General features: G+C 71.0%; 13 protein-coding genes, 1 tRNA gene and 1 pseudogene. 4 read left to right on the forward strand and 11 right to left on the reverse strand.

What is annotated here, in order from left to right; translation table 11 throughout:
- Positions 1–81 precede the first annotated feature (81 nt).
- The 3 genes from tsaA to Val02_RS22635 are packed head-to-tail and all read right to left on the reverse strand — an operon-like array spanning position 82 to position 2247.
- Positions 82–552 carry a tRNA (N6-threonylcarbamoyladenosine(37)-N6)-methyltransferase TrmO gene (gene tsaA, locus Val02_RS22625; RefSeq protein WP_239153252.1) on the reverse strand — a complete coding sequence of 157 codons (471 nt, stop codon included), beginning with the start codon at positions 550–552 and terminating at the stop codon, positions 82–84.
- Positions 549–1022 (reverse strand): hypothetical protein, encoded by a 474-nt coding sequence (locus Val02_RS22630; protein ID WP_203901172.1) that lies wholly within the window; start codon positions 1020–1022, stop codon positions 549–551. The genes tsaA and Val02_RS22630 overlap by 4 nt, the downstream gene beginning before the upstream one ends.
- A gap of 13 nt (positions 1023–1035) precedes the next feature.
- Positions 1036–2247 carry a cytochrome P450 gene (locus Val02_RS22635; RefSeq protein ID WP_203901173.1) on the reverse strand — a complete coding sequence of 404 codons (1212 nt, stop codon included), beginning with the start codon at positions 2245–2247 and terminating at the stop codon, positions 1036–1038.
- Between the two features lie 152 nt (positions 2248–2399).
- Between Val02_RS22635 and Val02_RS22640 the strand changes: the two genes are divergently transcribed.
- Positions 2400–5546, forward strand: coding sequence for an AfsR/SARP family transcriptional regulator (locus Val02_RS22640; protein ID WP_203901174.1), 3147 nt, complete (start codon positions 2400–2402; stop codon positions 5544–5546).
- On the opposite strand, the gene Val02_RS22645 is transcribed toward Val02_RS22640, so the two are convergent.
- The 3 genes from Val02_RS22645 to Val02_RS22655 all read right to left on the reverse strand — a co-directional run bounded on the left by Val02_RS22645 (position 5530) and on the right by Val02_RS22655 (position 7522).
- Entirely contained in the window at positions 5530–6270 is a 741-nt protein-coding gene (locus Val02_RS22645; RefSeq protein WP_203901175.1) for an ABC transporter permease, read from the reverse strand. The genes Val02_RS22640 and Val02_RS22645 overlap by 17 nt on opposite strands.
- Entirely contained in the window at positions 6267–7208 is a 942-nt protein-coding gene (locus Val02_RS22650; protein WP_203901176.1) for an ATP-binding cassette domain-containing protein, read from the reverse strand. Before Val02_RS22650 ends, Val02_RS22645 begins: the two co-directional genes overlap by 4 nt.
- Positions 7209–7285: 77 nt before the next feature.
- Positions 7286–7522, reverse strand: a complete 237-nt coding sequence (locus Val02_RS22655) for a hypothetical protein (RefSeq protein ID WP_203901177.1) — start codon at positions 7520–7522, stop codon at positions 7286–7288.
- Positions 7523–7677: 155 nt separating this feature from the next.
- Here Val02_RS22655 and Val02_RS22660 point away from each other — a divergent pair, with 155 nt between their 5' ends.
- The gene (locus tag Val02_RS22660) at positions 7678–8424 is read left to right on the forward strand and encodes a GntR family transcriptional regulator (protein WP_203901178.1); all 747 of its coding nucleotides are present in this window, start codon (positions 7678–7680) and stop codon (positions 8422–8424) included.
- Positions 8425–8541: 117 nt separating this feature from the next.
- Here the strand turns inward: Val02_RS22660 and Val02_RS48685 are convergent.
- A pseudogene (locus Val02_RS48685) lies at positions 8542–8667 on the reverse strand (Imm1 family immunity protein); the annotation flags it as partial.
- Between the two features lie 449 nt (positions 8668–9116).
- Between Val02_RS48685 and Val02_RS22670 the strand changes: the two are divergent.
- Positions 9117–9350, forward strand: a complete 234-nt coding sequence (locus Val02_RS22670) for a winged helix-turn-helix domain-containing protein (protein WP_239153253.1) — start codon at positions 9117–9119, stop codon at positions 9348–9350.
- A 105-nt stretch (positions 9351–9455) separates the two neighbouring features.
- Here the strand turns inward: Val02_RS22670 and Val02_RS22675 are convergent, their stop codons facing one another.
- The 3 genes from Val02_RS22675 to Val02_RS22685 form a co-directional block, all read right to left on the reverse strand.
- The gene (locus Val02_RS22675) at positions 9456–9938 is read right to left on the reverse strand and encodes a hypothetical protein (protein WP_203901180.1); all 483 of its coding nucleotides are present in this window, start codon (positions 9936–9938) and stop codon (positions 9456–9458) included.
- Between the two features lie 109 nt (positions 9939–10047).
- Positions 10048–10119 (reverse strand) — tRNA-Val (locus Val02_RS22680).
- Between the two features lie 62 nt (positions 10120–10181).
- On the reverse strand, positions 10182–10583 hold the full coding sequence (locus Val02_RS22685) for a TIGR02611 family protein (RefSeq protein ID WP_203901207.1): 402 nt from the start codon (positions 10581–10583) through the stop codon (positions 10182–10184).
- Between the two features lie 286 nt (positions 10584–10869).
- Between Val02_RS22685 and Val02_RS22690 the strand changes: the two genes are divergently transcribed.
- A complete protein-coding gene (locus tag Val02_RS22690; protein ID WP_203901181.1) occupies positions 10870–11301 on the forward strand; it encodes an SsgA family sporulation/cell division regulator in 432 nt (143 codons plus the stop codon).
- 185 nt (positions 11302–11486) lie between these two features.
- Here Val02_RS22690 and Val02_RS22695 read toward each other — a convergent pair whose 3' ends face one another.
- Complete coding sequence (locus tag Val02_RS22695) at positions 11487–12302, reverse strand: DUF1206 domain-containing protein (protein ID WP_308440018.1); 816 nt, start codon at positions 12300–12302, stop codon at positions 11487–11489.
- Between the last annotated feature and the right edge of the window lie 28 nt (positions 12303–12330).

The raw sequence follows: 12330 nt of genomic DNA on the forward strand, positions 1-12330 counted from the left end.
AGGCCACCATAGGGACCGCGGGCAAACGCGCCCACCCGTTGCGCACCGCGGCCTCTTCCCGACCGGCGGGCCGAGGTACCGTCAGCGCTCCTCGACCGGCCCGAGGACCGGCTTCACGTCGATGATCGGCGTGCCGTCGATCGCCTCCAGCGCATCCACCCGCACCCGCAGCCCCTCGACCGCCAGAACGGTGACCCGGTGCAGGCCGACCGGGTTCGGACGGTCGGGCGCGCGCGTCGTGAAGACCCCGGTGGGCGCGCGGGACGGATCCGAGCGCGGGCGCACCGTGAGCGTGCTCCGGTCGGCCCGGTGCAACCAGGTCAGCACGACGATCCGCGCGCCGGGTGCGAGACCGGTGAGGCCGTCGCGCACGTTCTCGTCGAAGACCAGCCACGCCTCCGGCGCGCCCTCGTCCGGCTGGCGCGGCGCGCCGTGGCGGACGGTCAGCGTCGACTCGACCCGCCCGATCGGCCACAACTCACAGCCACCAGGCACCCCGCCCTGAGCGGTCTCCCCGCCCGACGGCCCGGCCGCGCCGCCCGGCGCGCTCACGCCGCACCGCCCGGAAGGCCGGTCACGCCCGGCGCGCCGCCGCCGGGCGCGCCGCCGTCGGGAGCGCCGGCGAGGATCCGGTCGAGGAGCGTGCGCAACGCGACCCGATCCCCGTCCCGTCCCCCCTCGCCGATGACCGTCCGCGCCCGATCCGGCCGCAACCGCACCCCCGTCACCAGCGCCCGCACCGACCCCGGCACGCTGAGGATGTAGAACTCCCCGTCCGCACCGACCGCCATCGCCTCATCGCCGTGCAGGTACCAGCCGTGCAGCCCGGTCCGGTACCGCTGCCGCCCGTCGTAGGAACGGGCCCGCAGCGGCACCGGCGCGATGCCCTTCTCCAGCGCGGCCCGGACGAAGTCCGTCAGCATCTCGCGCGCCCGCCGGGTCTCGGCCTCCTCGCGGCGTTCGAGGTCCCGGGCGTGGGCGCTGATCGCCTGGCCCCGCCGTGCCGCCCAGTCCGGATCCATGCCGGCCAGCCTCTCACGCCGGGGAGGGCTCCCAGGTCACCAGGAGGGAGTGGACACCGTAGATGTTCATGTCGGTGCGCAGCGGCACCTGCTCGGCCGGCACCGCCAGCCGCAGCGTCGGGAACCGCCGCAGCAACCCCTCGATCCCGGCCCGCAGCTCGATGCGCGCCAGCTGCGCCCCGAGGCACTGGTGAATCCCGTGCCCGAACGCCACGTGCCCGCGCGCCTTGCGCCGCACGTCCAGGGCGTCCGGATGCTCGAAGCGCCGCGGGTCCCGGTTGGCGGCCAGCAGCGACACGACGACCGTCGAGCCCGCGCGGATCGTCTCGCCGCCGAGTTCCAGGTCCTCGGTGGCGTACCGGTAGAAGATGTCGGCCACCGACAGGTAGCGGAGCAGTTCCTCCACGGCGTCCGGGACCAGGTCCGGGTTCGCCCGCAGGTCGGCCAGCTGGTCCGGATTTTCCAGCAGGGCGAACGTCCCGAGCGAAAGCATGTTCGCCGTCGTCTCGTGACCCGCGAGCAGCAGGAGGAACGCGGCGCCGGTCAGCTCCTCGATGCTCAGATCCTCCTGGCGGGCCAGGTCGGAGAGGATGTCGTCGCCCGGTTCGGCGCGCTTGCGGGTGACCAGCTCGGCGAGGTACCCGGTCAGTCCCAGGTAGGCCGCCATTTTCTGTTCGATCGGCTGGTCCTTCACCATGAACTGCGCCGAGTCGGCCTGGAACCGGTCCCGGTCCCCGTACGGCACCCCGAGCAGTTCGCAGATCACCAGCACCGGCACCGGCAGCGCGAACTCCTTCACCAGGTCGACCGGCGGCGTCAGCCCGGCCAGATGCTCCAGCTGCCGTTCGGTGACGGCGACGATGCTCGCCTCCAGCGCCTTCATCCGCCGCGCGGTGAACGCCCCGGTGAGCCGCCGGCGCAGCCGCGTGTGGTCGGGCGGATCCATGGCGATGAACACGCCCGGGATCTGCGGCGACGGTTCGGTCGGAACGGGCATGTCGGGGACCTCGTACGGCACGTGCAGCACCCCGATGTCCTGCCGCGAACTGAACCGGGTGTCGGCCATCATCTGGCGCACCTCCTCGTAGCCGGTGACGAGCCAACCCTGGTGCCCGCCGTGGAACGTCATCGGGCTGACCGGGCGGGCGTCGCGGGTCGCGGTGATCCCGCGCGGCGGGTCGAACGGTCCGGCGTCGCGGTCCATGGGTAGTCCGTTCAGGCTCATGGCGATCCTTCCGTGGCAACCGATGTGGCAATCGAAGTGGCAACCGATGTGGCGGCCGTTGTGGTCGTCGATACGGCCACGCTCGCGGAGGGCTCTGACACCGGGCTGACACGGGACGGCCACCGGCGACACAGGGGTGGCACAATCGCCGCGTGCAGATCGGGGTGCTCGGATCCTTCGAGGTCCGGACGGGGGAGGGGACCCCGGTCGACGTGCCGGGTGCCCGGTTGCGCGCACTGCTGATCGCCCTCGCGCTCGATCCCGGCCACGTGGTCGCCAAGGCGACGCTCGTCGACTGGATCTGGGGCGAGCAGCCGCCCGCCGACGCGGCCAACGCCCTGCAGCGCCTGGTCTCCCGGCTGCGCAAGATCCTGCCGGACGGCGTCGTCGAGGGGCACGCCAACGGCTACCGCCTCAACGTCGCGCCCGACGACGTCGACGCCGTCCGCTTCGAACGCCTCCTCGCCCGGGCCCGCGCCGACGACGATCCCCGGCGGCTGCGCGCGGCGCTGGACCTGTGGCGCGGCGCGGCGATGCAGGACGCCGGCCCGCTGGAGAGCGAGGCGTTCGACGCGGCGGCCACCCGGCTCGAAGGCCTGCGGCTCGCCGCCCTGGAGGACCGCTTCGACGCGGAGCTCGGGGAGATCGCGGAGATCGGCCACGGCGACGGTGCCGCGCTGGTGACGGAGCTGACCGACCTGGTGGCCGCCCACCCGGTGCGCGAACGCCTCGTCGCCGCCCTGATGCGCGCACTCGTCGCGACCGGCCGCGACACCGAGGCGCTGCTGGTGTACCAGCGCACCCGCGAGACGCTGGCCGACACGCTCGGCGTCGATCCCGCACCGGAGCTGACCGCCCTGCACGTGGCGCTGCTGCGCGGCGAGGTGAGCCGCCGCGACGAACGCCCGCGCAGCAACCTGCGCGCCGAGCTGACCAGCTACATCGGCAAGGACGGGGACATCGCCGCCGTTCGGGAGCTGATCGGCGCGCACCGGCTCACCACCCTCGTCGGGCCGGGCGGCACCGGCAAGACGCGGCTCGCCACGGAGACCGCGCGCACGCTGCTCGACGACGTTCCGGACGGGATCCGGCTGGTCGAACTGGCCGGCATCGGCGTCGAGGACGACATCGCCCAGACCACCCTCGCCGCGCTGGGCCTGCGGGACGCGCTGCTCGGCGAGGCCCCCGACGCGGAGCCGGTCGAACGGGTCGTCGCCGCCCTGCGCGAGCGGGACGCGCTCCTGGTGCTGGACAACTGTGAACACGTCATCGAGGCCGCGGCGACGTTCGCCCACAGGCTCCTGGGGGAGTGTCGACGGCTCCGGATCGTCGCGACGAGCAGGGAGCCGCTCGGCATCATCGGGGAAGCTCTCTGGCCGGTCGCGCCGCTGGTCCTGCCGGCGGAGGACGCCGACCCGGACGCGATCGAGGCCTCGCCGGCGGTCCGGCTGCTGCGGGACCGGGCCGGCGCGGTCCGCAAAGATCTCGGGACCGACGCCCGTACCTCCGCGACGTTGGCCCGGATCTGCCGCGCCCTCGACGGCATGCCTCTGGCGGTCGAACTGGCAGCCGCCCGGCTGCGCACCATGTCCCTCGACCAGCTCGCCGGCCGGCTGGACGACCGCTTCCGTCTGCTCACCGGCGGCAGCCGCACCGCCCTGCCCCGGCACCGCACGCTGCGGGCGATGGTCGACTGGAGCTGGGAACTGCTCACCGACGCCGAACGCGCGGTCCTGCGCCGGCTCTCGGTCTTCCCCGGCGGGGCGGCCCTGGAGGCGGCCGAACGGGTCTGCGCCGGCGACCCGGTCGAGCCGGCCGACGTCGAGGAACTGCTCACCGCGCTCACCGAGAAGTCCCTGGTGGTGGCCGAGGGCGACGAGGCGCCGCGGTACCGGATGCTCGGCACGATCAAGGAGTACGCGCAGCTGCGCCTCGCGGAGGCGGGCGAGTCGGAGGAGACGCGCCGGGCGCACCTGCGCTGGTTCATCGCGCTCGCCGAGGAGGCCGATCCGCACCTGCGCCGCGCCGAGCAGCTCGAGTGGCTCGCCGCGCTGGCGGCCGAGCACGACAACCTGACGGCCGCGATGCGGGGTGCGCTGGCGGCCGGCGAGGCGGACGGGGCGATGCGCCTCGCCGCCGCGGCCGGCTGGTACTGGTGGCTCGCCGGGCACAAGGCCGAGGGCAACGAGCTGGTCACGGCGGCGGCCGCGGTGCCCGGCGAGGTCCCCGACGAGGTGCGGGCGGTGGTGTACTCGTTCGTCGCGCAGTTCCTCACCTCCGGGCTCGGCGATCAGTTCGTGGCCCAGGAGTGGATCCATAAGGCGTTCGCGTTCAGCCGTTCCGGTCGCGGAGCTCACCCCGCGCTCCGGATAGCCGCTTCGTTGGAACGCCTTGTGCGGGAGCCCTCGGACGCGCTCGACGCGTTCGTGCCGCTGCTCGACGACGAGGACCCGTGGGTGCGCGCGCTCGGCCGGCTGCACCTCGGCAAGATGCGCACCATGCTCGGGCACGGTGCCGAGGAGGCCGAGGCCTATCTGCGCGCGGCGCTGGCCGAGTTCCGGGCGCTGGGGGAGCGGTGGGGCATCTCGTTCGCCCTGACCGAACTGGCGAACTGGATCGCCGTACGCGGTGACTTCGCCGGTGCGTGCGCCCTGTACGAGGAGGCGGTGGCGGTCGTTCTGGAGTTCGGCGCGGTCGACGACGTGGCGCGGATCCGGGCCCGGCAGGCCCAGCTGTACCGGCTGCTGGGCGACGCGGAGGCGAGTGCGGCGGCGATGAGTGAGGCGGAGCGCGCCGCGGCCCGGGTCGCGTGGCCGAACACCCTGGCCGAGGTGGCCCTCTCCAAGGCGGCACTGGCCCGCTGGAACGGCGACGCGGCGCAGGCCCGCCGGGAGTTGGACGTGGCGACCCGGCTGCTGGGCGCCGACGCCGACGGGGCGAACATCCGCGGCGTGCTGGAGGACCTGCGCGCCTACGTGACCGACGATCTCGACCGGGCCCGGGGCCATCGGGTCGCGGCCTTCCGCGCGGCGACCGAGGCGGGGCACCCGTCCCTCATCGCACAGGTGCTCGTCGGCGTGGCGGATCTGGCGCTGCGGCGGGACGAACCCGAACAGGCCGCGCGGCTGCTCGGAGCGAGCACGGCCCTGCGCGGCCTGCCGAACCGTTCCGAGCCGGACGCGGAACGGATCGAGGCGGAGGTGCGGCGTCGCCTCGGTGCTGAGCGCTTCACCGAGGCGACCCGGGAGGGGAGTGCGGCGGCCTGGCACGACCTCGCCACGCTCACCCTCGCTTGTTGAACGTCTTCCGCGCCCACAGGTAGCCGACCAGCGCGATGCCGACGCACCACGCGACAGCGGCGATCGCGTGCGAGGTCGACGGGCTGCCGTCGAACAGCCCGCGCAGCGTCTCGATGATCGGCGTGAACGGCTGGTACTGCGCGAACTGCCGCGCCCCCGGCCCCATCTTCTCGGCGGGCACGATCGCACTGCTGAGGAACGGCAGCATGATCAGCGGCACCGTCGCGAACCCGGCCGACTCCGGCGTCTTCGCGGCCAGCCCCATGGCGATGGTGAGCCAACTGACCGCGAGGACGGCCAGCAGCAGCACCCCGATCACGGCCAGCCACTGCGCGAACGACGCCGCCGGCCGGAACCCCAGGAGGAACGCCACCCCGAGAATGGCGGCCAGCGCCACCGTCGTGCGCACCACGGTCGACACGACGTGTCCGGTCAGCACCGCGCTGCGGGACACGTCCATCACCTTGAACCGGTTGATGATCCCCTTGGTCATGTCCGAGTTGACGGCCGTCGCCGTGGCGCTGAGCCCGTAGGAGAGCGCCATCATGAGCATGCCCGGGGTGGCGTAGTCGATGTAGTCGTCGCCGACACTGAACGCGTCGCCGAAGACGTACACGAAAATCAGCATCATCACGATGGGGAACAGGACCGCGTTGAAGATCGCGACCGGATTGCGCACGGTGTGCGTGACGTTGCGCCGGACCATGACCGTGGTGCTGCTCATCGGTTGACCTCCGTAGCCTTCTGGCCCGTCAGGGAAAGAAAAACGTCGTCGAGGTCCGGCGTGTGCACCGAGAACTCCTCGACCTCGATCGCGTACTCGTCGAGCCGTTCCAGCAGCCCGCGCAACGCCCTGATCCCGCTGTCGCCCGGCACCCGCAGCGAAAGCTCCTCCTCGTCCGGCGTCGACCCGGCGAGCACCCGCGCCGCGGCGGCCAACCGCGCGGCATCGGCGAACCGCAGCCGGATGTGCCCGCCCGGGACCATTCGCTTGAGTTCGGCCGGCGTGCCCTCGGCGACGATCCGCCCCTGATCGAGAACGGCCACCCGGTCCGCGAGCTGGTCCGCCTCCTCGAGATACTGCGTGGTCAGGAAAATGGTCATGCCGTCGGCGACCAGCTCCCGCACGATGCTCCACATCGTCCGGCGGCTGCGCGGATCTAGCCCGGTGGTCGGCTCGTCGAGAAAAATGACCCGCGGCCTACCCACCAACGTCATCGCGAGATCGAGCTTGCGCCGCATCCCGCCGGAGTAGGTGGTGGTGAGCTTGTTCGCCGCTTCCGCCAGGTCGAACCTCTCCAGCAGCTCCCCGACGACCCGCTTCGACTCGCTCCTGCCCAGACGCTGCAGATCGGCCATGAGCTGGAGGTTCTCCGCGCCGGTCAGCAGATCGTCGACGGACGCGAACTGCCCCGTCACCCCGATCGCCGCCCGCACAGGCTTGGTGTCGGAGTCGATGTCGTGGCCGGCGACGCTGATCGTGCCGGCGTCGGCGCGGAGCAGGGTGGTCAGGATGTTGACGGTGGTGGTCTTGCCGGCACCGTTCGGGCCGAGCAGGGAGAAGACCGTGCCGGCACGCACATTGACGTCGATGCCGTCGAGCACGACCCGTTCCCCGTAGGCCTTACGCAGGCCGTTCGCGGAGATCGCTAGCTGTGTCATGCCGGGAACTGTGGCGGGCGTTGCTGACACGCCTCCGCCTCGGTCCTGACACGCCCCCTGTCACGCCGCGCGCCGCCTCAGTAGGCGAGCCCGTACCACGAGGTCTCACCCATCCGGCACCACTCGTCAAGCCCACGGAAACCCTGCCCCACAAGGCACGCCTTGGCGACGACCCGCAGCCGCTCGCTCCCCGCACCGGCCGGCCCGAGATCCGCCGTGTACACCACGTCGCTGTCCGTCGGCACATCGAACACCCGCAACACCCACCGCCCCGTCTCCGCCCGAACCGACACCACAGGCCTGCGCGTCGCCATCCCCAACTCCTCTCGTCGATCCTCGCCGGCTGCCGACCAGTGAACAGGAATTGTTTAAACAAACAAGATGTCCGATACAAAGTCGGTTGATCGACTCAATCGACACCGCCCGGGTAGCCTCGGCCCCGACCGGCACGGTCCGAAGGGGGCGGAAGTTGAGCGGCAAATACGTTCCCGCGTACGAAAAGATCGCCGCCCTGCTCCGAACGGCCATCGAGTCCGGGGAGATCGCCCCCGGCGGACAACTCCCAGCCGTCCGCGACCTCGCCGCGAGGTACGAGGTCACGCCCGGCACCGTCTCCCGCGCGGTCGGCCGCCTCCAGGCGCTGGGCCTCGTCACCACCACTCGCGGCGGCGGCATCTACGTCCGAGGCTTCGAGCCCATCATCCGGAACTCACCCGGCCGCCTGGCTCGCGACAGGTGGGGCACCGGCGCCACGATCCAGGACGCCGACACCGGCAAACGCTCGCGCACCGTCGACGTGGAAACCGGCGAACGCGTGGCCCCGGACTGGGTGGCGGCTCCGCTCGGCCTGGCGGACGGCGCCGTGGCGGCGTTCCGATCCCGCCGCTTCGTGGTCGAGGACCGCTACGTGCAACTGTCGGTGTCGTGGATGCCCGCCGAACTGGTACGCGGCACCGCCATCATGCACACCGACACCGGCCCCGGCGGCATGTACGCGCGTCTCGCCGAGCTGGGCCACGCGCCGGCGACCTTTGTGGAGCGCGTCCGCACCCGCATGCCCACCCGCGACGAGGAGGAACGCCTCGAACTGCTCGCGGGCACGCCGGTCTTCGAGATCACCCGCCACGCCACGACCGAGGCAGGCCGGTGCGTCGAGGTCAACCGCATGACGCTGGACGGCAGAGCCTACGTCCTCGACTACACCTTCCCGGCATAGCGATGCGATTGGCGGCGCGCCTACGTGATCGCGCTGCGCGACGATTGCACTCAGACGGTCCGCTCGGCACAGCCGGGGCGACAATCAAGTCCCGGCCCAGCAACCCCACCTGACGGCCTACGGTCGGTCGGGTGCGGAACTCTCTACGATCGGCTCCTGCCACTCAACGGCGGTCGGCCGCGAGCCGGTAGCGACGAACTGACCCGCCGCCTCCCGCGCAGCGTCGGTGGGCACGGCGGCATCACGGTAGGCGGTGGTACGAGCACGTGGGCACCGTCGGGCGACTCGAGGGACACCATGACCGGGAACCGCTGGAAGCGGGGATCGGCGCCGAGGCTGTCGAGGAGGTCATCGAGCGCGGTGGGCGTGGTGATCGGGATCGGTCCCGGCCGGGACGCAAGTGGTGGGGCCTTACGCATGTCAAAGACCCCCGATAACCCGCATAAGTCCCCACCACGTCGCTGTCCGTCGGCACATCGAACACCCGCAACACCCACCGCCCCGTCTCCTCTCGTCCGCTGTTCAGCCGGGGTGCCCGCGACGGTTGCTGACCAGGACTGCGGGCAACCCTCGCGAAGAGCTTAGAATCCTAAGCATGCCAAGTGCGAAGGACTTCGAACACTAAGAACGCTTAGGACTTGAACTCGCGCTGCGGGAATGGTGGCATTGACCTGCTGACCAGGGAGATGACCATGCCGCCGCGCCCGACCCACAGGCAGCGGGTGTTCGACGACATCCGGACCCGCATCGCGTCCGGCGAGCTCGCACCCGGCGCCAAGCTGCCCTCGCTCGCCGAACTGCGCGACCTCTACGGGGTGTCGGACCAACCGATCAAGCGAGCCCTCGACGACCTGAAGCTGCTCGGCTACGTCGAAGGCCAGCAGGGCGTCGGCGTCTACGTCGCGGACAGCCCGCCCGGCGGCTGAGCGGAGCTGTCCACACGGACTCCTGTCACTCAACGGCGATAACCCGCGTATCGCCCCACCATGGCGCGCTTGTGAGCGCATCGATCGCGACCCGTCATCCACCGGCTAGGCGGCGAGCTGCCGCTGGACCCGTTCGTATTCGGCCGCCATCTCAGGGGTGGCGAGAACGTCGTCCATGTCGACAACCGTCGCCGCCTCCTCCGCCTGGAAGTCGATCTGATCGAAGGCGTGTTCGGCCAGGTCGTACACCTGGTCAGGGTCGCCCGTTTCGAGGAACGCCGTCCACGCGTCCAGTGCGTTGAGAAGATTCGCCAACCCGAAGTCCATGTCGTCGTGGGTGAGGACACCGTGGTTCACCCGTGCGAGGTACCCGCGCAACTCGTCGGCGCCCGCCGTCGGCACGTTGCGGCACGCCTCGGCGAGCGCCTGTCGGGCTTCTCCGGTCAGCGCCGACTCGTGCACATAGCCCGGCTGGGTCTCGGCCCGGACGATGCGGGCGACGGTCTCGGCACCGAACGAACGGAGGCTTTCCTCGCCGGCCTCGTCGACCAACTGCCGGACGGTGGCGGTAAGGCTCTCGTAGTCCACCGACGGAGCATAGGGGTGTCGATCTCGCATCGGTGGCCACGAACGACGAAGGCCCACATCCAACGACGAAGGCCCACATCCATAGATGAGATGTGGGCCTCGACCTGGGTGGGCGATACTGGGATCGAACCAGTGACCTCTTCGGTGTGAACGAAGCGCTCTCCCGCTGAGCTAATCGCCCGGGCGCCTGAGAACCATACCCGATCCGAGTCGCGCCTCGCACGCCGGTATCCCCCACACCACTTACAACATCCACACCCCGACCGCGACGCCGGCGGCGAGCAGGGCAGCGAGCAGCGCGCCCGACCCGTACCGCAGCGCCCAGTGCCGGCGGCCGAACCAGTGCGTCCCGAGGGAGACGAGCCGGCGGGCCCGCCGCAGCAGCCGGCGCGCCCACGCGAACTCCACGGCCAGTAGCGCCAGCCCCGCGAAGACGATGGCCCAGCCGGGTCCGGGGAGCGGGACGAGCAGGAGTCCGGCCAGGATCAGCGCCGTTCCGAGCACCCCCACGACGATCTTCAGCGCGAGCGCTCCGCCGGGCCAGGACCGAATCCGCGAGCGGATCCTACGAAAATACGATTTGTCCGTTATAGTCGTTTTTGAGGTCGAAATGGTCGCCGGTGGTGTTGACGCCCCGGACGGCATATCGTCATGCACTTTTGGCTCCTTGCGGTGCTGGGCCGTCACCGGTGGCGGTGAGCGGCAGTTACTCGCAAGTGAAATGACGTCCGGCCCGAGCTTCCTTCGAGCGGACTCCGTCGCGCAAAAAACGGCTGATCTTACCCGTGAACCGTACGCCCGGCGGCATAACGAGGTCGCGGTCCCACTACCGGGTGAGATCGGCAGATGGCGGAGCGTAATGGTTCATGAGCACTGAGTATTGGGAGGGGCGGGGCGTGCATGCCTCGCGGGGTGCCGGGGGGAGTTCGACATGAGTGCTATCCGACCCACGACCGTGGAGGTGGAGACGTCGCTTCGGCTTGTGGCGCCGGATGCGACGGCTCTGCCGGTACGCGCGAGTCTCCGGTACGACCCGGACGACCCGTACGCCGTGCACGTGCTGTTCCACGCCGAGACCGCGGGAGGCGAGCCGGTCAGCTGGTCGTTCGCCCGCGAACTGCTGGTGACGGGGCTCGACGAGCCGGCCGGTATCGGTGATGTCCGGGTCTGGCCGTGGGCGAGCCCACGTGGGGATTTCGTCGCACTGGCGCTGTCGTCTCCCGACGGCAACGCGCTTTTCGAGGTACCACGCAGCGTACTGGTGCGGTTCCTGCGGCGTACCTACATTGCCGTTCCGCGGGGGCGTGAGGGTGATCACCTCGACGTCGACGCGGCGGTCAACCGGCTTCTCGCCGGTCGCTGACACGGCGGGGACAGCACAACACCGCGACACGGCGGGAGTAATACCGCGACGGGCTGGCTTCGGGGGGAGCCGGCCCGTCACGCATTCCACCATCGATCGACCCGTCCCCTTCGCGCCAAGGCCGGCCGACGCAGTCGCGAAGTCAAGGCCCGCTGACCGCGGTCGCGAAGAAGGCCGCGGCAGCCTCACACCTTGCGGTACTTCGCCTGAGCGAAGCAGAAGGCGCCGTACGCGACGAGCCCGAGCGCGACCGCGATCAGCAGGAAGTCACCGGCGGGCTGCTCGGCGAGCGTGTGCAGCGCCTGGTCCAGGCCGCGGGACTTGCCCGGGTCGTAGTTGACCGCCGCGGTGAGCACCAGGATGCCGACCACGCCGTAGACGGTGCCCTTCGCGGCATAGCCGCTGACCCCGAGACCGCGGGTGGTCTTGCGGACCTTCGCGTCCATCTGGCCGGTCTTCAGGTGCTTCTCGAACCTCTTCGTGACCCCGTACCACACCAGACCCGCCCCGATGATCGCGACGGCCAGGCCGACCAGCCCGACGATCCACCGCCCGCCGGTCGACTCCAGCACGGTGCCGGTGGTCTGCTGCTGCTGGTCGCCCGAGGACTTCCCGCTGCCCTGCAGCACCTGCACCGCCTTGAACGCCAGATACGCGTAGAAGCCGGCCTTGAAGACCGACGCCACGCGCTCGAAGACGCGTTCCTTGCCGGTGTCCTCGGTGTGCCCGACGGCCGCCTCGAGCACCTGCCACAGCACCATCGCCGCGAGCCCGATCGCGACCGCCACCAGCAGGAACTTGCCGAGCGGCCCGTCGGCGAGCGTCTTGAACGCCCCCGACTGGTCACCCTCCTTGGCCGCCTTGCCGAACGCCAGCTGCAGCGCGATCCAGCCCACCAGCAGGTGGGTCACGCCGTAGCCGATCATCCCGAACCGGGCCAGCCGTTCCAGCCATTCGTTGCCGGCGGCCTGCCTGGCCGCCCCACGTGCCTCGTTCGCCACAGTCACATCAGCACTGATGCCCTGGTTA

Origin of the sequence: Virgisporangium aliadipatigenens, assembly GCF_016863615.1 — a bacterium.
Lineage (GTDB): Bacteria > Actinomycetota > Actinomycetes > Mycobacteriales > Micromonosporaceae > Virgisporangium > Virgisporangium aliadipatigenens.